Consider the following 21,528-nt stretch of genomic DNA (forward strand, 5'->3'; position numbering starts at 1 on the left):
TAAGTAGAAAAGAGAGGGGATTATCATTGTTGTCGAAGTTACAGCTTCACCGTGTATACTAATCTTAATCCTCTCTTTTGTGCTTTCTGGTTAATCTTCTAAATATAATGGATTGTAAACTTAAGACGTATATAGCTCATAGCTGGGTAGTTGCTTAATCGAAGTTTATGCGTATTTGGAATGTCGCCAAATTTTTAAATTTGACCATTTCCAAAAAATAAGATAAATAGTAAAATTTAAAAATCTGGCTTGTGGCTCAACCGAAAAATAATCGCTAATTTGCAAGCAACGAGCCATACACCAGACCGTTGTGGTGAATTTTGACCCGTCCCGAATAAAGGCTACATAATTTTAAACATTATGTACAAAAATAACAAAGTCATGAGACGGTATTCAGAACCTTTTAAACTGATAATTCTATCCTCAATAGCTCTTCAAAGTAAACCCAAAGGTTAAAAACTGGTCTTCGCGTTTTTGACCTTCTATTACAATACTTTCAAAAGTGCGTAAGTAGTTAATCTTAAAGTTGAGGAATTTCCATATTGGGAATTCCAGCCCAAAATCGACTTGCCAACGGTAATTATCACTTTCCTCTAAAGAAGGTTGTACATAACTCTCATGGCTTAAAATTACTTTGTCTTTAAAAAGGTAGTACTTACCGTTGACCCAAATTGTTCCGCGCCACGTATCAATTTCATTATTACCATCATAAGCATTTAGATTAAAATTGGTGTTGTTAAAATTGGTTTGCTCATACTCACTGGTTACCGAAAACTTCAACCAATTCTTATCCTTTTTAAACACCTGAAAAGTTACACCTCCACCCAACAGGGAACGTGAACTTATTTCGCGTCTGTAATTGGTGCTCAAAAAGCCTAACAACTGAGGATAAATCTTTTTTTCTGGATTAAAGTATAGGAAGTTAAGGCTTAAAAAATCGGCATCTGCTTTTTCTTTTCCGAATTCTTGATACACATATGAATTTTGGGTTTTAACCACCCATTTTTTCAACGGTTTGTATGTAATACCAGATTTTGCTCTAAAGATTAGCGTTTCAACATTACCTGCTTGCCAAAAACCGGTGAGTGATAGGTTGGCTTTAATTTTCAGCGAATCGCTCTCATTAATTTGCCCAAAAAGCAGTATTGGAAACAGAAATAAAAGGTATAATGTCTTTTTAAATAGTAGCTTCATAAGTTTATACGCTTATTTAAGTTTACATGTCACTCTCGGTTTGATTTGCTCGTCAGTTCGAGTGGTTTTTGGTGCGTACTCTGTTTGGTGAGGCAAAACCAAAAATTGTATCGAGAACAGATTCATTATCAAAGACCAACTTCTCGATACAAATTTTTCTCATTTCAGTTGAAAAATCCACTCTAAGTGACGAATTCAATCACAATACGAAGATATTTATTTATCCACTTTTTAGGGCGTAGACCGCTAAAAATCTACGATAACGTTTTCTAAAGTTAGAATTTTATATTTAAGTATGTAACATTTTACAATTATTGCATCTAAAGGAAAATTAAAACTTAAAAAAATCATGAAAACAATTGTATTATTAATTCTATCTACGTTTTTCTCGTTAACATTGACTGCTGAAAAAACACCTAAGCCTATTCATGTAGAAGTCTCAGGTAAAGGAAACCCAATTATTTTTATTCCGGGATTTACGGTGCCTGGTGATGTATGGAATCCAATAGTGAAAGAATTAGAAAAGACTTATGAATGCCATGTAGTTACCTTAGCAGGTTTTGGTGGCAAAGCACCTATTGAATTTCCTTGGTTACCAAAAGTGAATGATGCCCTAAACAACTACATAATAGAAAATGAATTAAACAATGTAACTATAATTGGTCACAGCTTAGGAGGCACTATTGCTACTTGGTTAGCTAGTAGGAAAAACTCTCTTGTTTCTGATATTATATTAGTGGATGCCCTACCAGCTGCTGGAACTTTAATGATTCCGAATTTTAATCCAGATGAACTTGCTTATGATAGTCCTTACAATAATCAACAGCTTGCTATGAGCGACGAACAATTTGAGCAAATGGCAACAAGCATGTCACAAGGTATGAGCTTAAACAAGTCTGCACAAGAAAACATCAAAACGTGGATATTGACTGCTGATCGTAAAACCTATGTTTATGGCTACACAGATTATCTAAAATTAGACCTTAGAGAAGATTTGAAAAATATATCCATCCCAACAACAATTATTGCAGCAACGAAGCCTTATGGTAAAGATATGGTTACAAAAACCTATAGTGAACAATATGCCAATCTGAAGCATTATAATTTTATTTTAGCGGATGATAGTGCGCATTTTGTTATGTTAGACCAACCAGATTGGTTTTTAGATACTGTTAAAACGGTTTTATCTTCTAAATAATGAATATAGAAAAGGATTTTACAGCACTCTACAATACGTATGCTCCAAAAATTCATAGGCTTTGTTTGGGTTATGCTTCTGGTGACCGTGACCTCGCCAATGAGTGGCTACAAGAAACCTTTATAAAAGTATGGAATCATAGAAAATCATTTAAAGGAAATGCTTCAGTTGACACTTGGATATACAGAATTGCAGTAAACACGTGTTTGAGTGATTTACGTAAAACCAAAAAAAGCATTCCCATTAATGAAGCTATCTTGAAAGATATTGATAATGAAGAAGACATTCATAGAAATGAATCTAGACTTAAAAAGATGTATAGTTGCATCGATCAACTAACAGCACAAAACAAGGCCTTAATCCTTTTAGAATTAGAAGATTTGCCACAAGTTACAATAGCAGAAACCGTAGGTTTAGCACATGGCACTTTAAGAACACGATTAAGCCGTATTAGAAAATCGCTTTTAAAATGTATTACAAATGGAAAATGATATTTTAAATAATATTTGGAGCAGTCAGGATAAAACAACAGTTAGTAATCCTGAAGCTATTATCAATAAAGCAAAAAAACAACGTAGAAGACAGTATGGCTCAATTTTAATTATGGGCTTAACCGTAACAGTACTTATTGGCTTTACCATATTTGTCTCGCCAAGTCAGTGGAATAACTTTACTTTAGGATTATTATTGATGATTTCGAGCTTAGTATTTAGGATTACATTAGAGCTTAGCACAATTTATCTAAAAGATCAAAAACTAATAATATTAGATAACAAATCTTACAAAAGTTATCTGAAAAGGCATTACAAATCACGATTATGGGTGCATTACCTCATAACACCGATCTGCTTAGCAATATACATTTACGGCTTTTATTTGCTCTTGCCTTATTTTAAACGTGAATTCTCTGAAGGCTTTTATCTCTATATTTTGATTTCGGGTTTTGGATCGATTCCAGGCATAATTGCAATAATCATTTACAGTATCCGAAAAGAATTACGTTTTTTAAATAAGCTAAAAAACAATTAAATTATTCATTTAGTAATTCAGCTATAAAACTCTCAAACTCGTTTTTAAACTCAGTATATTTTTCACCTGTTGCAGGTCCGTTAAACCCTGTGTGTATCTTTCTTACTTTTCCTTTTTTATCAATAAAAATAGAGGTTGGATAGGATAACACATGGTTTAGCATAGGTAATTTTTCTTGTGCCATAGCTTTGTCTGCACCACCATATTGTGCTAAAAGTACAGGATAGTCAATGCCTATTTTACTTTGCAATCTGCCTATACGACTAAAGGCAGTTTCTTTGTCTTTGGCATACTCAAAAGCTAAGGCAATAAATTCTATATCCTTATCCTTATTTGCTTTATAAAAGTCTGCGTAGTATTTGCTTTCATCCAAACAGTTAGGACACCAAGTTCCCATGATTTGCACCACCACAACTTTATCTTTAAATCGGTCATCCTTAAGACCGACCAACTCATCAGAAGTATTAGGAAACACAAAATCTAAACTTTCGTAACCTTCTTTAAGGTAGGTTAACTCATTGGCACTTGGTAGTTGGTAATCCTCATTACGTTTGGCTTCAAAAGGCTCTTTCCAATGGTTTCCAGAATAAAAATAACCATTCATAGTTGAGTCGGTCACTGTAGCTGTAAACAAAAAGGCGTGCGCACCATCAAAGGTTGATAACTTCATGACGTTACCATCCATAACACCTTCCAAATAACGGTAATCGCCAGTTGTAGTTCTAAAAGTACCTGTAACCTTCTGCCCCTTTTGCTCAAAAATGCCTTTTGCTATGTATTCATCTCCTTCAACACCTTTGCTAAATATAGTTTCCCAAACACCGCCAATATTAGCACTTGGTTTTTCGGTTGTAGAAAATCGATTTCCTTTATTTAATCCTGCTTCAAAAGGTACTTTTCGATTTCTATCAGGACTTACATAATAACCCCTAAGTTGTTTTTTATCTGAAATTTTAGCTACCAAATAATCTTTAAATACTGGTAAGTTGATATAAATAGAGTCATTCTTGTAATCTATTTCATCAACAGCAATTATTTCTTCAGCATTGAAGATATTTAATATGGTATCAGATTCTACCTCAAACACAAAAGGAATTTCCTTATTATCCTGAATTGAAATCCAAGCCCTGTAATTTCCTGTTTCTAATTTACTGGTGATGAAGGTGTTGTTCTTTTTATCGTCTTTACATGAAAATAGAAGGCTTATCATTAAAAGACCAAAAATATATCGCATTGTAATTAAATTTGTTTTAAGTTCGAAATAACAATAAATCCCTTACATAAAAAAGCATATTCATTTCATTAACATACAAGTATTATTATCTTTGTGGCCTGAATAAAACAGCATATGAAGATATCTTACAACTGGTTAAAACAGTTTATAAACCTAGATTGGAACGCCGAAAAAACAGGCGAGTTACTCACGGATCTTGGTCTTGAAATAGAAGGCATAGAAACCTACGAATCTGTAAAAGGTGGCTTAAAAGGTATCGTAGTTGGCGAGGTATTAACTTGCGAACAACACCCAAATGCAGACCGATTAAAAGTAACAACTGTAAATATTGGTGAAGCTGAACCTGTACAAATTGTGTGTGGTGCACCTAATGTGGCTGCAGGACAAAAAGTACCTGTCGCTACAATTGGCACAACGCTTTACACTGCAGAAGGTGAAGCCTGGAAAATTAAAAAAGGAAAAATTAGAGGTGAAGAAAGCCACGGAATGATTTGTGCTGAGGACGAATTGGGTCTTGGCGAATCTCATGATGGTATTATGGTACTTGATGCTGACTTAAAAGTTGGCACTCCTGCCTCTGAAGTTTTTGAGATCCAGAATGATGAAGTTTTTGAAATTGGCTTAACTCCAAACCGTGCGGATGCCATGAGTCACTATGGTGTAGCGAGAGATTTAAAAGCTGGATTATTACAAAAAGAAGTTAACCTTGAGCTGATATCTCCTTCGGTAATGTCTTACCATGTAGATACACGTTCATTAAAAGTTGATGTAGAAGTAAAAGACAAAGAAAAGTGTCCACGTTACTGTGGTGTTACAATTTCTGGTGTTAAAGTTGAAGCATCGCCAAGCTGGTTACAAAACCGCTTAAAAGCTATAGGTTTGTCACCTATTAATAACATTGTAGATATTACTAATTATGTTTTACATGAATTAGGACAACCACTACACGCCTTTGATGCTGCAAAAATCACTGGCAACAAGGTTGAAGTAAAAACTTGTAAAGCAGGTACAAAATTTACAACATTAGACGAGGTTGTAAGAGAATTACACGAAGACGATTTAATGATTTGTGATGCCGAAAAGCCAATGTGTATTGCTGGTGTTTTTGGTGGTATAGACTCTGGTGTTAACGAGACTACAACCAATATCTTTTTAGAAAGTGCATATTTTGATCCTGTAAGCGTTAGAAAAACAGCTAAGCGTCACGGCCTTAATACAGATGCTTCTTTTAGATTTGAACGTGGTATCGATCCTAACTTTACAAAGTATGCTTTAAAGCGTGCTGCACTTTTAATTACCGAAATTGCAGGTGGTGAAATAACGAGTGATATCTCTGACGCCTATCCTAATAAGATTGAAGATTTTCAGGTAGTATTGAGTTTTGATAATGCCAAGCGATTAATCGGTCAAGAAATTCCTAAAGAAACTATAAAAAGCATTTTAACCTCTTTAGACATTAAAATTAATAATGTTACTGAAGCTGGTTTAGGGCTCACTGTACCGTCTTTTAGAAATGACGTACAGCGCGAAGCTGATGTTATTGAAGAAATTCTAAGAGTTTACGGTTACAATAATATAAAAACTACTGAAAAGCTAAACGCTTCTATCTCTAACACATCGCGTTTTGAAGATTATAAACTTCAAAATGTCATTGGCAATCAGTTAGCTTCTCAAGGCTTCTTTGAGATTATGACTAACTCATTAACATCGCCAAAATATGTTGAGTTAAGTGAACAATTGAATGCAGATCATAACGTAAAAATGCTAAATCCATTAAGTAATGATTTAGAAGTTATGCGTCAATCCTTATTATTTTCTGGATTAGAAGCTGTTTCGCATAATATTAATAGAAAACGTGACGATCTTAAATTATTTGAATTTGGTAAAACTTACCATCAATATTCAGATAATAGAGAAGAACACAAACATTTAGCACTTTTTGTAACCGGAAATAAAGCACAAGAGCGTTGGAACACACAAGCTACACCTAGTGATTTCTTTTACTTAAAAGGTACCATTGAAGCTGTATTAGAACGTTTAGGCTTAAACCGACTAAAATCAGAACCTCATAAAACCGATATTCTTAGTGAAGGTATGAGCCTTTCAATTGGTAAGAAAACTTTGGTTGAATTTGGTTTGGTTAAAAAATCTGTTTTAAAGCATTTTGGCATTTCTCAAAACGTATTATTTGCTGATTTTAATTGGGATAATGTTTTAGACATGGCACAACACAATAAAATTAAATTTACTGCCATACCTAAGTATCCAGAAGTTCGTAGAGATTTTGCTTTACTACTAGACAATAGCGTTACATTTGACGATATCTATACGATTGCCAAGCAAACTGAAAAACAATTGCTTAAAGCTGTAAATCTATTTGATGTTTATGAGGGTAAAAATTTACCTACTGGTAAGAAGAGTTATGCAGTAAGCTTTACGTTACAAGACGAAAACAAAACACTTAATGATAAGCAAATCGATAAAATAATGAACAAGCTTCAATCTAATTTTGAGAATAAGCTTGGTGCTGAGTTGAGATAATTCTAAATGAAAAAGTCTTTATCATAAAGTAAAGACTTTTTCATTTAGCAAGTTTCTTATGGCCGAGTAAGCGTCATTGTTCCAATACTTAAATTATTCCATAACCCACCATCGGTTTCATGCGAATAATTACCCGAAAAACTATCAGTACTTTCTTCATACACTCCTTCAAAAATGAAGGTTCTATCATCAAAGAAATAACCAGAGGTGCTGTATGTCCTTATTTCCATTCTTAAATTTACGCCATCAAAATTAAAAGAACGCTCGAGAAAAACCTCTGAGTTTAAATATACGCCGTCGTTATAAACAATTCCACAACTTATGCTTGTGTCCTCACAATAATTATAATTTAGGTCCTCGGAGAACTCTAATTCTAAACCTTCAAATGTAGTATGATTAAGGCACCCTTGATCATTACTATTTCCTGCAGCATTACACTCACTCATATTTATATTTGAAATCCAAAATCCGGTTATATCAGGACCTATAACTTCTTCGATACCACTACCTGTTACTTGAATTATATTATTTTCTGAATCCAAGTCATTATTTACAATAATTGAACCATTATAAGCTTGAATATTACTAGGACTAAAGGTAACATCAATATTCTGAGAACTTTGCCCGTTAATTAAGCCTCCTGTCCAATTTGTAGTATAACCAATAGGCAAATCTATTGAAGAAACCATCATAGGTACAATAGTATTATTTTGTATTGTTAACATTCTAATTTCTTCAGAACCGATTTCTATTTCACCAAAATTCATATCGCCAGATAAACTTATTGCATTTTGCACAATTCCGGTGCCAGTAACAGTAATTAAATTATTAATGTCATCAACATCATTATTCACTACAATATCACCATTATAATCTTGTAATTCAGTGGGTGAAAATGTTACTACTACCTCTTGTGTAGATTCAGCTGCTATTTGCCCGTTATTCCAATTTACACTATACCCAGAAGGAACATCAATTGATGAAACATTTATTGGCGTAGCGTTTGCATTCTCTATTGTAAATGATATGTTCTCAGAACTTCCTAATTCAACTTCACCAAAACTTAAATCACCTATTAAACTTAATTCAACTTCTCCTGCATTTGATGTAAAAACTAAGGTTTCTCCTATTACATCACCTCCAGAATTTCTAATTTCAACATTTACTGATTGTTCAGTTGTGAATGTTCCCAATGTCCATATAACTTCTGCAAAACCTTCATCGTCTGTTAAAACACTTGTATTATCTACTTCGCCGTCACCTGGTGTAACTTGAAAATATACAGGAACGTTTGAAATAGGATCACCCATATTATCAGTTACTCTTACTTTTAAAGGCTCATCTAACTCATCTCCTTGAGTTCCCTCTTGCTGATTACCAGACACTATTTCTAATGTTTTAGGAGCTTCCCAAACGGTAACATTCGACGAAAATATACTTGTATTATAATCTACCAAGGTCTCACCCAAAACTTCTGCATCTGCACCAACAACTATATTTAAGCCTGCATCAACTTTAGCATTCCAATCAGGGTTATTACTATCAAAACTTACTCCCATGGTTAAGTCTTCAGTCATAATAGGTTTACAATAAGGTCCAATAACATTATAAAACTTAATATCTACTTTTGGTGTTATTGTAATATTCTGCATTATTTGAGCCACAGCAGGATTATCAACAGGTTTACCTATAGTATTTGAAGAAGTCTCGCCTATATAATTCCAAACACCATCATTATAAGTTGCACCTAAAGTTGTAGTATTAACAGAAGTAAAGCCGCCAGTAAAGCCAAATTGACCTTCTGTTTCTATTGATAATTCGGCAACGAGTTCCGTTGACACTGTTACAACTACAGGGACAAAACCAACAAATGTGGTAAAAGTTTTATCATATTCTGCTATTGTGGTTGAAGTGCTAAATTGATCTTCTGCATTGAGCCCAAAAAACAAATCACAGTCTATGGTTAAATTAGCGTTTTCGGCACTAAACTCAAATTGCTGTAAAGTAGAATTTTCAAAATCAAAGTCAAACTGAAAATTAGGATTAAATACAGCAGAACCATCAGTGATATTGAACACTACTGGTCCATCTTGGTAAATAATAGTATTAGAAAAATCATAAGAAAAACCTTCTCCATCTCTATTAGCGCTTTCATTTTGATCATCATTATTCGCATTTCTTCCGGCTGTTTCGGATAAATCTGCATTAAAACTAAATTGAGCATTTTCAAAAACATCTTCTAAATTTGCTTGCTCTACTTGAAAATTCGCTTGATCACCTTCAATTGTTTTTGATATAACTTTGACTAAAAATCCACCGTCTTCTTGCCCTATTAATACTGTGCCAATGTCAATATCATCTGTAGCACTAACTGGTTGTATGACCAAATTTCCACTTAATATTTCTTCAATATCATTTATGGTTTGATTATTTTCAGTAATTACAACGACATTATCTTTAATTTCAATTTCTAGTTGCTGAACTAATTCTGGTTCTAACGATTCGTTATTATTATCACATGAAAATGTAATAACAAGAAATATTAAAAGTATTTTTTTCATTGTATATCTTGTATTGGTTAATAGCTATTCAAAACTAAATACCTCAACCAACAAATAAAATACCCATTAAACGGTAATTTTAAAAAGAGGAAAATCAAAAAACATTATCATTTTATTTACACTTTTCAGTATTGCTTTTTTTATTTTTAACAAAAATTAAAAACTCAAAACCATGGCAAACGTAACACTAGGCGGCACACCTGTAGAAACTATAGGAAATTTACCAGAAGTTGGTAGCAAAGCTCCGGATTTTAAGCTTACAGATATAGAATTAAAAGATAAAAGCGCATCTGATTATAAAGGGAATAGGTTAGTATTGAATATCTTTCCAAGTGTAGATACTGGCACCTGCGCTCAATCAGTAAGAACCTTTAACGAAAAAGCAAGTCAGTTAGAAAACACTAAAGTACTTTGCATTTCTAAAGATTTACCATTTGCAATGGCACGTTTTTGTGGTGCTGAAGGCTTAGATAATGTTGTAAGCTTATCGGATTACAAAACAGGTCAGTTCGGAAAAGATTATGGTTTAGCATTCTCAAATGGAGCGTTTGAAACATTATTATCTAGATGTGTTGTTGTTATTGACACTGATGGTACTATATTACACACAGAACAAGTTTCTGAAATTGCAGACGAGCCAGATTACGCTAATGCTTTAGCCAGCTTATCTTAGTTAATTAGATGCAACAAAACAAAGAGTCATTTATAGTTAATAGACTAAAAAGTGTTGGCTTTGCTTTTAAAGGAATGCTTATTCTTATTAAAACCGAAGCCAGCATTAAAATTCAGGTCTTTATTGCTATTGTGGTTACTATCGCTGGCTTTTACTTTCATATTTCTACAACAGAATGGATGATTCAAATAGCTATGATTGGCTTGGTAATGAGTGTAGAAGGTGTGAATACTGCTGTAGAATACATTGCAGATTTTATTCACCCGGATCATCATCCTAAGATTGGGCTTATTAAAGACGTTTCGGCTGGTGCTGTTTTTATTGCCTCAATTGTTGCAGTAGTTATTGCTGGTATTATCTATCTACCGAAAATTTTTTAATACCAAACTAAAGCTTTATTACGTTACATGATTGAATACTTTATAAGTCTTAGACCAATGTCATGCAATAAAATGAAGCTATTTTTTATTTCACTTTTCTTTATTCTACTTCAAACTAGCTGTAATGACAAGCCCAAAGAAATATTATCAGTTGTTGATACAAATACTAAAACTGAAGCAAAAACTAAGATTGAAAAAAAAAACATACCAAAAGACACTCTTAACATTACTTCTGATTTTGTTCTTGGTAAATTTGACTACAAATCAGACTCCACCTTTGTAAAAGTTGAAAGCAGATATTCAGTAAAAGAAATTTATCTTAACCACTTAGTGTATCAAGCTTTTTTAAAAATGGCTAAAGCTGCTAAAAGAGACAGTATTGATTTAAAGATTTTATCTGGCACAAGAAACTTCTATGAACAAAAAGCGATTTGGAATAGAAAATGGAACAGATACAGCAACCTAAACCCAACTGAACGTTCAAAGAAAATATTAGAGTACAGCTCTATGCCTAGTACCTCAAGACATCATTGGGGAACAGATATAGATTTGAATAGTTTAAATAATTCGTATTTTAACACCGGAAAAGGTTTAAGAACCTACACATGGTTAAAAGAGCATGCCAACAATTTTGGGTTTTATCAAGTTTATACCAATAAAAATAATGGAAGAACAGGATATAATGAAGAAAAATGGCATTGGTCTTTTGTACCTTTGGCAAGTAAATATTTAGACTTTTATAATTCTAATATAAAAACAGAAGATATTTCTGGGTTTGAGGGATCACAACTTGCTAAAGATCTTCGTATTATCGAAGATTTTGTTAATGGGATTCCAAATGAGATAAAAAAATATAAAAAACAATATACGCCTTAAAGGTATTGAGGTAGCTACCGATTCTATTCGGCATAACATGGCAAAAAAGACAACTAAAAAGAAAAATACAACCAAGGCAAAGGCAAAAAAGGCATTTAAAAAACCGTCTTTTACACTATCTAATCAGCAAAAATTAATCTTTGGAAGTTTACTGATTATTCTGGGTGTACTTTTATTTATTTCCTTTTTGTCTTTCATATTCACAGGAAAAGAAGATCAAAGTGCTTTAAGTAATTTCCCAGAACGTTCAGAGGCTTATAAAAATTGGGCAAGCCAATTAGGGGCTTGGGTTAGCGAATTATTTATAAGTAAAGGTTTTGGTATACCATCTTTTATTTTTTCTGGTTTAATTTTTCTTTCTGGAGTTTATATAACACTTAATCTCAATAAAGCAAAGCTGAGAAAGCATTGGATTTGGGGAACATTAATCGTTATTTGGTTATCAATTTTCTTTGGTTTCTTTACTCATAAATTCGATATCCTTGGCGGTACTATTGGTTTTGAAATGAATCATTTTTTTCAGGATTACATTGGTAAAATTGGAACTGCCTTATTACTTCTTTTTGGGCTTATCGCCTATTTGGCTTTAAGATTTAAAGTTACAGGAGATACATTTGTTAAACTTTTTAGCAATGCAAAAAAGGATTTTCAGAATGACATGAACCCTAATGCCAAAGATGATTCACAAACAGCCATTGTAGATAATAGTCTTACCGAAGAAGCTGAAGCTATTAAATCTGCTTTCGAGATTTCTCTTAATAAACCAGAACCTACAATTAGCAACCATTCTAAACCAAAAGAAAACAAAAAGCCATTAAATATTGAAGTTGAGCCTAAACTTAAAGAGGATCCAGAATTAGAATCAGAGCTTAAGGTTGAAGTTGAAACAGTAGAAGAAGAGAAATCTGAAACTGATAATCTGGCAGATAAACTTGTTGAAGATTTTGGACAATTTGACCCAACTTTAGAGTTAAGCAACTACCAGTTTCCGCATTTAGATTTATTAAAAAAATACGATAACGAAGGGATTTCTATAGATCAGGAAGAACTTGAGGAAAACAAAAACCGAATTGTAGAAACACTAAGCAACTACAAAATTGGTATTACCAGTATAAAGGCAACTATTGGTCCTACAGTTACACTATACGAAATTGTACCTGATGCTGGTATTCGAATTTCAAAAATTAAAAACCTTGAAGATGATATTGCTTTATCGCTTGCAGCTCTAGGTATTAGAATTATTGCTCCAATCCCTGGTAAAGGAACTATTGGTATAGAGGTGCCGAATAAGAAGTCCACCATAGTTTCTATGCGTTCTGTAATTGCTTCGCAAAAGTTTCAGCAGTCTAAAATGCAATTGCCTATTGCTTTTGGTAAAACCATTAGCAATGAAACCTTTGTGGTAGATTTAGCAAAAATGCCTCACTTACTTATGGCTGGTGCGACAGGTCAAGGTAAATCGGTTGGTCTAAATGCGGTTTTAACTTCATTATTATACAAAAAACATCCTGCTGAAGTAAAATTTGTATTAGTTGACCCAAAGAAAGTAGAGTTAACGCTTTTCAATAAAATAGAGCGCCATTACCTTGCTAAACTACCAGATAGTGAAGATGCTATTATCACAGATAATACTAAAGTGATTAACACGCTTAACTCACTTTGTATAGAAATGGACAACCGTTACGAAATGCTAAAAAATGCATTTTGTAGAAACATTGCTGAGTATAACGCTAAGTTTAAAGCCAGAAAATTAAATCCAAATGACGGTCACCAATTCTTGCCTTACATTGTGTTAGTGGTTGATGAGTTTGCAGATTTAATTATGACAGCTGGTAAAGAAGTAGAAACACCAATTGCCAGATTGGCACAATTGGCGCGTGCTATAGGTATTCATCTTATTATTGCAACACAACGTCCTTCGGTAAATGTAATAACAGGTATTATTAAGGCTAACTTCCCAGCGCGTATAGCATTTAGAGTTACTAGTAAAATAGATTCGCGTACCATTTTAGATGGTTCTGGCGCAGATCAGCTTATTGGTCGTGGAGATATGCTTTATACACAGGGTAACGATCTTATTCGTTTGCAATGTGCTTTTGTTGATACACCAGAAGTTGAAAAAATAACCGAATTTATTGGTTCACAAAAAGCCTATCCAGATGCACATTTGTTACCAGAATATGTTGGTGAAGAAGGTGGCACAAATCTTGATATAGATATTTCAGACAGAGATAAATTGTTTAGAGAAGCTGCTGAAATTATTGTAACAGCACAGCAAGGATCAGCTTCACTATTACAACGAAAACTAAAATTAGGTTACAACAGAGCTGGTAGAATTATAGACCAGTTAGAAGCTGCAGGTATTGTAGGTCCTTTTGAAGGTAGTAAAGCAAGACAGGTTTTAGTACCAGATTTAATAGCTCTCGATCAATTATTAGAAAATGAACAACAATAACATACTTACATAAAATGAGACAATTATTAATTTTAGCATTTATTACTTTAGGTTTTACAGGTTTTGCACAAAATGATGCAAAAGCAGAAACACTATTAACAGAAGTAAGTAATAAAATAAAAGGCTATAAAAACATATCTATTGACTTTAAATACGAACTGAACAACGTTAATGAGGAGAACATGAGCCAAGAAACCCGTGGAGATGTTGTTATTGAAGGCGAAAAATATAAACTTAATATATTAGGAGTAACAAGAATATTTGATGGCAAAACACTTTACACCATAAGCCCTGAAGATGAAGAAGTTACAATCTCTTCAGATAACACTGACGAAGAAGGCACTATTACTCCAAGTAAGATGTTATCGTTTTACGAAGATGGCTATTCATACAAAATGGATATTATCCAGAATGTACAAGGAAGAAAAATTCAGTATGTAAAATTGAGTCCTATGGATACAAATTCTGAAATAAAGCATGTCTTATTGGGCATTGATGCTACTACAAAGCATATATACAATCTTATTGAAGTTGGTAAAAACGGAACAAAAACAACATTAACTGTTAATTCTTTTCAAACCGACCAACCTATCTCAGAAACCTTGTTTACTTTTGACGAAAGTAAATACGCAGATTACTTTATCAATAGAATAGACTAAGGTTTTTAATACTTAATGTGTGAAAATATTAGATAGGTACATACTTATCACATTTTTAAGGACGTTTTTTAGCGTCTTTATTATATTCATGTTCATCTTTGTACTTCAAGGTGTATGGCTTTATATATCAGAACTTGCAGGTAAAGATTTGGATGTTTCGGTAACAGTAAAGTTTATTCTTTATTATATGCCAAAACTTATTCCTTTGGTTGTGCCTCTAACCATATTATTATCATCAATAATGGTTTTTGGAAACTTTGCCGAGAACTATGAGTTTGCTGCCATGAAATCTACAGGTATCTCATTACAGAGAGCAATGCGCAGTCTGAGTGTGTTTATTGTTGGACTTGGTATTGCTTGTTTCTTTTTCGCAAATAATGTTATTCCTTGGGGAGAGTATAACTTTTACAATCTAAGACGAAATATCGCTAAAGTGAAGCCTGCACTAGCCATAGCTGAAGGCCAGTTTAATGAGATAGGAAATATAAACATCAAGGTTGATAAAAAAACTGGTGAGAGAGGTCAATATTTAGAAAATGTAATTATACATGACAAGAGTTCTGTAAGACGTGGAAACTACAAAGTCATAATATCTGAAAAAGGTGAGTTAAAAAGTAGCGAAGACTCTAATATATTACAGTTAGAACTTATTAATGGTAACTATTATGAAGAAATAATAGATAAAGATAACCGTAGGAACATGAATAGACCTCATGCCAAAAGTTACTTTGATAGTTATACAATTAATATAGATTTAGAAATTCTAAATGATGAAGACCTTGATGAAAAAAATTACAAAGGAAAACACTCAATGCTAAATATTGAGCAGCTTAATTACACTATAGATAGCTTAAAAGGTCAACGAAAAGAGGATTACAAGTCTTTATCAAATACATTGTATAACAGAACTACTTATGCAGCTTTAAATCTGAATATTGATACCAAAAAGGATTCATTATTTAATGGTAATATCTTAGATTTATTTCCCACGAGTAAGAAAGGACAGATTATTAATCTTGCTTTAAATTCTGCTAACAGTACAAATCAAATAATTGACTCTAACAAAAAAAACTTTGAAACTAAAGCTATTTGGTTAAATAAACACATTATAGCTTTTCATGATAAATTTGTACTTGCAATTGCATGTATAATTTTATTTTTTGTGGGTGCACCTCTTGGTGCTTTAATCCGAAAAGGTGGTTTAGGTTTGCCTATTGTAATTGCAGTTGTACTATTCTTAACCTATCATTTCTTTGGTATATTCGCAAAAAATAGTGCAGAAAAAGGAAGTTTTAGTCCTATAATTGGTTCGTGGTTATCAACCGCTGTTATGCTTCCATTGAGTATTTATTTAACAACAAGAGCAACTAATGACAAAGGAGTTTTTCAGTTTGATGCAATACTAGTTCCTCTAAAAAGATTATTTACACCTAAAAATAAATTGCAGCTTTCGGAGAGCGAAACTAAATCTTATAACTATTACAAGAAGTATACAGTAGAAGAATTAGTAGGAGTGATAAAAGAACAAGGAGAATTTGATCTAGACAAAAAACCTAAAGAAATAGCATTGCACAACCTCTTAAATAGAAATATTCCTTTAGAAAATTTACAAAAAGAAGGTTTAGAAGTGGATGATAAACTTATAAAAGGTAAGTCGTTATTAAAAGACTATAAAGATTACTCTAAAACAAGCCTTGTTAGTTTTCTCATTGGAGGTGCTTTGCTCGGACTGCACTTTATTTGTAAAAACAACAAGTTACCAGAGGTGGCTGATGCAGCATTAAGCTTAAGTATAATTGCCTTCATATTCTTTGCCATTTATGTTATCGTAGATGCTTATGTATACTCTAAATTCTACACGACCATTGGTCAGAAAGATAAAAGAATTAATCCTGTGGTTTTAATTCTATCGCTTCCACTCTATCCTTTAAAATATATTATTCTCAGAAATAAGATTACTTACGACTTCTATCAAAGTTGTATTCATAACATTAAATAACCGTATCTTTGCATAACTAAATTCTTAGGTTATGAATATTGCTATGGACACAAATACTAAGTTAAATACCATCGAAGAAGCCATTGAAGACATTCGTCAAGGCAAAGTAATTATAGTTGTTGATGATGAAAATCGTGAAAACGAAGGAGACTTTTTAGCTGCTGCCGAAATGGTAACTCCAGAGATGATCAACTTTATGGCAACTCATGGCAGAGGGTTAATTTGTGCGCCTCTTACAGAGCATCGCTGTGAAGAATTAGAACTTAACATGATGGTCAGAAATAACACAGACCCAATGGAAACGGCTTTCACGGTTTCTGTAGATTTAAGGGGCAATGGTGTTAGCACTGGTATCTCTGCAAGTGATAGAGCAAAGACCATAAAGTCTTTAGTTAACAAAGACACAAGGCCTTTTGAGTTAGCAAGACCTGGTCACATATTTCCCTTAGTTGCTAAAGAAGGTGGTGTACTGAGACGTACAGGACATACTGAAGCAGCGATAGATTTTGCACGTTTAGCTGGTTTTGAACCTGCTGGTGTTATTGTAGAAATAATGAATGAAGATGGCACCATGGCAAGATTACCTCAGCTTATGGAAGTTGCTAAGAAATTTGACTTAAAAATTGTATCTATTGAAGATTTAGTTGCTTACCGCATGGAGTATGATTCTTTAATAGAAAAGAGAGAAGACTTTAATATAGAGACACGTTTTGGTAAATTTAGGCTGAGAGCATATCTACAAACAACCAACAATCAAGTTCATATTGCATTAACTAAGGGCACATGGAAATCTGACGAAACAGTATTAACGCGTGTTAACTCTACCCTTGTTAACAATGACATTCTTGGTACGCTGACGAACAATGCTGACCAAAAGTTAGATGATATGTTTAACGCCATCAATAAAGAAGGAAAGGGTGCTATAATATTTATTAATCAGCAAGCCGAATCTATGAATTTATTATCTCGATTATCAATATTAAAAGAGAATCAACAAGAAGGTCAATTGGTAAAAGCACCTAGAATTTCTATGGACTCCAAAGATTTTGGTATTGGAGCTCAAATCCTACACGATTTAAAAATTAGCAAAATAAACCTATTATCTAATAGCTTACAAACCAAACGTGTTGGTATGATTGGTTATGGACTAGAGATAGTAGACTACGTTAACTACTAGTTAACTATTATTCGCTTTGTAACTATACGATTGCTAGATGTTATCTTAAGTATGTAAATACCATGGTTTAATTGACTTACATCTAATACATCAGTATTTGATTTTTTCTCAACAATGCATTGGCCATAGGTATTATAAAGCGCTATACTACTTATTTCAATATTGCTACCAATGTTAACTGTACTCGAAACAGGGTTTGGATAAACAGAAAATTCTTCTTGAGCAATTTCTTCTAGACCAAGAGATGTATTCTGATAGACCCTTACATAATCTATTACCATTTCGCTTTGTAAAAATGATGGATCTATACTACCTGCTGCTCCACCCATTGCTATATTAAGAAGTAGATACTGATCTTCATCAAAAGGCCATGTGCTTGGATCTTTAAGAGCAGGATTGTACGTATAAAAACCAACTCCATCAATTAAAAACGTAATCTGATTTGGTGACCAGTTCATGGAATACACATGAAAATCGTTGGCAACATCATTTAAAATAAAGGACTGGTAATTAATAGTACTTCCAAAGCTAGAAGGTGTATGTATGGCACTACTTACATGGTTTACTGCTCCTAATCCATGTTCCATAATGTCTATTTCTCCACAAGCTGGCCAGGCTGTCGTACCAAAACCTTGGGTTTGCCAATATGCACCTGCTTCATTAATATTTTTGCCCAAAGTCCAAATTGCTGGCCATGTACCATCACCTTCTGGCAACTTAGCTCTTACATCTACTCTACCATAGGTAAATGCGAATTTAGAATTTAAACGTGCTGATGTATATTGTTTAGTTTCTCCTTGATCTGTGAAATTCTCTTTTATAGCCACAATATTTAAAAATCCATTTTCTACATACGAATTCTCAATACGGTTGGTGTAATGTTGTTGCTCACCATTAAACCAACTGCCACCAGCTGGTAACTGTGTTTGATGAAACCATTTGCTAGTGTCTACTGCTCCATTGTTGTCAAACTCATCAGCCCATACTAAATCTTCATAAATGACATTTAACTCATGAGGATCTGTAGCCTCTGAACCATCATTAATATCATCTATAAGATATGTGCCTGGCGTCATAGTTCCACCATCAATAAAAATTACAAGTCTAGAGTATGTTCCCATAGCATTTATAGAAGATCCATTTCCGCTTAAGATAGCATTTGAAAAATCGAAAGATAAATCGTAAGACCAACCAGATCCTGAATTAGTCTGAACCACTTCTACGTCTGGCTCTGTACCGTTCTCTAATTTCACCATAATGGAATGCATATTAGGATCGAACTGATAAAAGGACAAGGTTATGACCTGTTCTGAAGCCAAATCTATTGGATTCGACAAGTCCAAATAAAAGCCTTGCCAATCCTGTGAGCCATCATTAAAAAATTGACCAACATCATTGCTAGGATTTGTTGGGTCTACATTAAATGCAAAGCCACTATTTGCAAAAGCAGTAAACTGATGAGCTTGTTGAGAAAAATCAATAGGTGTTTGTTGAGAAAACGATTGCTTAGTACCAATTAATATAAATAGTGTTATAATATAAAACTGCTTCATACTTTTAATTTTTCTAAAAATATGAAACAGTTTACAGCTAACTTTAAAATCTACCTATACACTAACTATACAAGCAATAAATTAAATGGTTTTAATAATTTGCACCATCTTTTCGGCGCGTTGTCTAACCTCTTCCTCTGTCCAAGACAGTTTTATTAAACAAGATATGTTTCTGGCAATGTAAGCATCAGACTGCTCAAAAGTCTTAGTTTTTAAATACTGAAGTCCATCTTTAACTTCCTTTGAAATTGGATATAATGATTTAAGTTCTTTAAGATGATCCCATTTTCTAATATAATGCCAATTGTTATCGTAATAATGAAAACAAGCATCTATACCATTGTCTTTGAAACCTTGAGATACTTTTCGTGCAGATTCTAAATCTGGTAAAAAGAAATTTAAAAAGGCATAGCTCTCTTCACCTCCTTCAGGGACTGTTCTAAAGGTAACTTCTGGAATATGAGATAATACTTCTCTTATAATCGAATAGTTTCGTTTTTGGATAGTAATAAATTCTGATAATCGCTTTACTTGTGCCAGACCAACAGCTGCATTTAGTTCTGATATTCTAAAATTATAACCTAGAAAAGGATGTGTTTCTGCACCTCTATCATTTCCTACATGATCATGACCATGATCTGAAAAATGGTCGGCATTAGTGTAATAATCTTTATTATTAGTTACTACAGCACCACCTTCACCGCAGGTAATAGTTTTTACAAAATCGAACGAGAAACAGCCTAAATCAGCTACACTCCCAAGTGGCTTACCTTTATAACTTCCGCCAATGGCTTGACACGCATCTTCTACAAATATTAGATTATGCTCGTTGCAAATTACTTTCAGTGCATCCATATTACCCATACTTCCACACATTTGCACCAGCATAACTGCTTTTGTTTTTGGAGTAATAGCACCTTCTACTGCTTTTGGGTCAAGAGTTAAAGTATCGTCAATATCTACTAATACAGGAATTGCACCGAGCATCATTATTGCTTCAAAACTTGCCACAAAGGTAAACGTTGGCATAATCACTTCATCACCAGCACCTACTCCAGCAGAAGCCAAGGCTACCGAAACAGCGGCTGTTCCACTCGATACCAACTGAACATAATTAGAATCAAAGGTTTTGGCAAGCTCTTGTTCAAGTTCTTTGGCTTTCCAATGACCATTTCGCATACCGTTAAATCCGTAGCGCATTAAGACTCCATTATCTAAAACATCATTAACTTCTTTACGTTCTAAGTTACCAAATAACTCAAATCCAGGCATAAATTTTTTGATTTTAATTTAAACAAATATAAACTTTTGAAGCACTTTAAAAAGCGTAATTATAACTCAATAATGGTTTTTGACAATGGTAATCGCACTTTTTTGAGAGTAGCAAACATATCATCATCTGCTCTATATCCAACCGGAAATAAAAGCACTGAAGTAAGTCCATATTTATCTAGCTCTAAAATATTATCAATCTTCTCTGGAATAAAACCTTCCATAGGACAGCTATCAATTTGCTCTACCGCACAAACTGTCATTAAATTACCCAGTGTAATATAAGCTTGTCTAGTAGCCCAATCATTTTTTTTATCAACAGTCATATTTTGTATAGTAGATTTAAGACTATCTTTAAATGGATTTAAAATTTCCTCTGGAGTTTGTCTAATATTTTTTATAGTATCAAAATGAGTGTCAACGTCATCTTCGTTAATTTCATTTTGAATACAAATCACTAACAAATGTGATGCATCAACTACTTGACGTTGTCCATAAGAATGTTTCACCAGCTGCTCCCTCAAAATTTTATCCTCAACAATGACCAATTTTAGAGTTTGTAAACCATAAGATAATGCGGTAAGATTAAATGCTTCTTTTAAAGTATTAATCTGATTTTTAGATAGTGTTTTTGAAGTGTTAAACTTTTTTGTTGCGTAACGCCATTTCAATTTTTCGAGTATAGACATATTCTTTTTTATTGCAAAGATACGCTATAAACAAAAAA

General features: G+C 33.3%; 17 protein-coding genes. 11 read left to right on the forward strand and 6 right to left on the reverse strand.

Going from position 1 to position 21,528, the window contains the following annotated elements; translation table 11 throughout:
• Positions 1-423: 423 nt before the first annotated feature.
• Complete coding sequence (locus FC091_RS09990; RefSeq protein ID WP_138434140.1) at positions 424-1,194, reverse strand: DUF481 domain-containing protein; 771 nt, start codon at positions 1,192-1,194, stop codon at positions 424-426.
• Positions 1,195-1,543: 349 nt separating this feature from the next.
• On the opposite strand from FC091_RS09990, the gene FC091_RS09995 reads away from it, so the two are divergent.
• The 3 genes from FC091_RS09995 to FC091_RS10005 are packed head-to-tail and all read left to right on the forward strand — an operon-like array spanning position 1,544 to position 3,421.
• On the forward strand, positions 1,544-2,392 hold the full coding sequence (locus FC091_RS09995) for an alpha/beta fold hydrolase (protein WP_138434141.1): 849 nt from the start codon (positions 1,544-1,546) through the stop codon (positions 2,390-2,392).
• Positions 2,392-2,883, forward strand: a complete 492-nt coding sequence (locus tag FC091_RS10000) for an RNA polymerase sigma factor (RefSeq protein WP_138434142.1) — start codon at positions 2,392-2,394, stop codon at positions 2,881-2,883. Before FC091_RS09995 ends, FC091_RS10000 begins: the two co-directional genes overlap by 1 nt.
• On the forward strand, positions 2,873-3,421 hold the full coding sequence (locus FC091_RS10005) for a hypothetical protein (RefSeq protein ID WP_138434143.1): 549 nt from the start codon (positions 2,873-2,875) through the stop codon (positions 3,419-3,421). The genes FC091_RS10000 and FC091_RS10005 overlap by 11 nt, the downstream gene beginning before the upstream one ends.
• 1 nt (position 3,422) lies before the next feature.
• Here FC091_RS10005 and FC091_RS10010 read toward each other — a convergent pair whose 3' ends face one another.
• Positions 3,423-4,655: a peroxiredoxin family protein gene (locus tag FC091_RS10010; RefSeq protein ID WP_138434144.1), complete on the reverse strand. Its 1,233-nt coding sequence runs from the start codon at positions 4,653-4,655 to the stop codon at positions 3,423-3,425.
• 114 nt (positions 4,656-4,769) lie between these two features.
• Between FC091_RS10010 and pheT the strand changes: the two genes are divergently transcribed.
• Positions 4,770-7,196, forward strand: coding sequence for a phenylalanine--tRNA ligase subunit beta (pheT, locus tag FC091_RS10015; protein ID WP_138434145.1), 2,427 nt, complete (start codon positions 4,770-4,772; stop codon positions 7,194-7,196).
• Between the two features lie 56 nt (positions 7,197-7,252).
• Here pheT and FC091_RS10020 read toward each other — a convergent pair whose 3' ends face one another.
• On the reverse strand, positions 7,253-9,757 hold the full coding sequence (locus FC091_RS10020; protein WP_138434146.1) for a choice-of-anchor D domain-containing protein: 2,505 nt from the start codon (positions 9,755-9,757) through the stop codon (positions 7,253-7,255).
• A 172-nt stretch (positions 9,758-9,929) separates the two neighbouring features.
• Here FC091_RS10020 and tpx point away from each other — a divergent pair, with 172 nt between their 5' ends.
• From tpx to ribB, 7 genes are all read left to right on the forward strand, one after another.
• Complete coding sequence (tpx, locus tag FC091_RS10025) at positions 9,930-10,430, forward strand: thiol peroxidase (RefSeq protein WP_138434147.1); 501 nt, start codon at positions 9,930-9,932, stop codon at positions 10,428-10,430.
• 8 nt (positions 10,431-10,438) lie between these two features.
• The gene (locus FC091_RS10030) at positions 10,439-10,810 is read left to right on the forward strand and encodes a diacylglycerol kinase (RefSeq protein ID WP_138434148.1); all 372 of its coding nucleotides are present in this window, start codon (positions 10,439-10,441) and stop codon (positions 10,808-10,810) included.
• A gap of 72 nt (positions 10,811-10,882) precedes the next feature.
• Entirely contained in the window at positions 10,883-11,686 is an 804-nt protein-coding gene (locus FC091_RS10035; protein WP_138434149.1) for a M15 family metallopeptidase, read from the forward strand.
• Between the two features lie 37 nt (positions 11,687-11,723).
• The gene (locus tag FC091_RS10040; RefSeq protein WP_138434150.1) at positions 11,724-14,141 is read left to right on the forward strand and encodes a DNA translocase FtsK; all 2,418 of its coding nucleotides are present in this window, start codon (positions 11,724-11,726) and stop codon (positions 14,139-14,141) included.
• A gap of 14 nt (positions 14,142-14,155) precedes the next feature.
• Positions 14,156-14,800, forward strand: coding sequence for a LolA family protein (locus FC091_RS10045; RefSeq protein WP_138434151.1), 645 nt, complete (start codon positions 14,156-14,158; stop codon positions 14,798-14,800).
• A gap of 19 nt (positions 14,801-14,819) precedes the next feature.
• Positions 14,820-16,799 carry an LptF/LptG family permease gene (locus tag FC091_RS10050; protein WP_138434152.1) on the forward strand — a complete coding sequence of 660 codons (1,980 nt, stop codon included), beginning with the start codon at positions 14,820-14,822 and terminating at the stop codon, positions 16,797-16,799.
• Between the two features lie 31 nt (positions 16,800-16,830).
• Complete coding sequence (ribB, locus tag FC091_RS10055) at positions 16,831-17,976, forward strand: 3,4-dihydroxy-2-butanone-4-phosphate synthase (protein WP_246035862.1); 1,146 nt, start codon at positions 16,831-16,833, stop codon at positions 17,974-17,976.
• On the opposite strand, the gene FC091_RS10060 is transcribed toward ribB, so the two are convergent.
• From FC091_RS10060 to FC091_RS10070, 3 genes are all read right to left on the reverse strand, one after another.
• Entirely contained in the window at positions 17,973-19,529 is a 1,557-nt protein-coding gene (locus FC091_RS10060; RefSeq protein ID WP_138434153.1) for a family 16 glycosylhydrolase, read from the reverse strand. The two genes, ribB and FC091_RS10060, sit on opposite strands and share 4 nt — an antisense overlap.
• Positions 19,530-19,610: 81 nt before the next feature.
• Positions 19,611-20,801 carry a DegT/DnrJ/EryC1/StrS family aminotransferase gene (locus FC091_RS10065; RefSeq protein WP_138434154.1) on the reverse strand — a complete coding sequence of 397 codons (1,191 nt, stop codon included), beginning with the start codon at positions 20,799-20,801 and terminating at the stop codon, positions 19,611-19,613.
• A gap of 59 nt (positions 20,802-20,860) precedes the next feature.
• A complete protein-coding gene (locus tag FC091_RS10070; protein WP_138434155.1) occupies positions 20,861-21,490 on the reverse strand; it encodes an NAD(P)H-dependent oxidoreductase in 630 nt (209 codons plus the stop codon).
• Positions 21,491-21,528 lie beyond the last annotated feature (38 nt).

This window comes from Winogradskyella algicola (genome assembly GCF_005869935.1).
Lineage (GTDB): Bacteria > Bacteroidota > Bacteroidia > Flavobacteriales > Flavobacteriaceae > Winogradskyella > Winogradskyella algicola.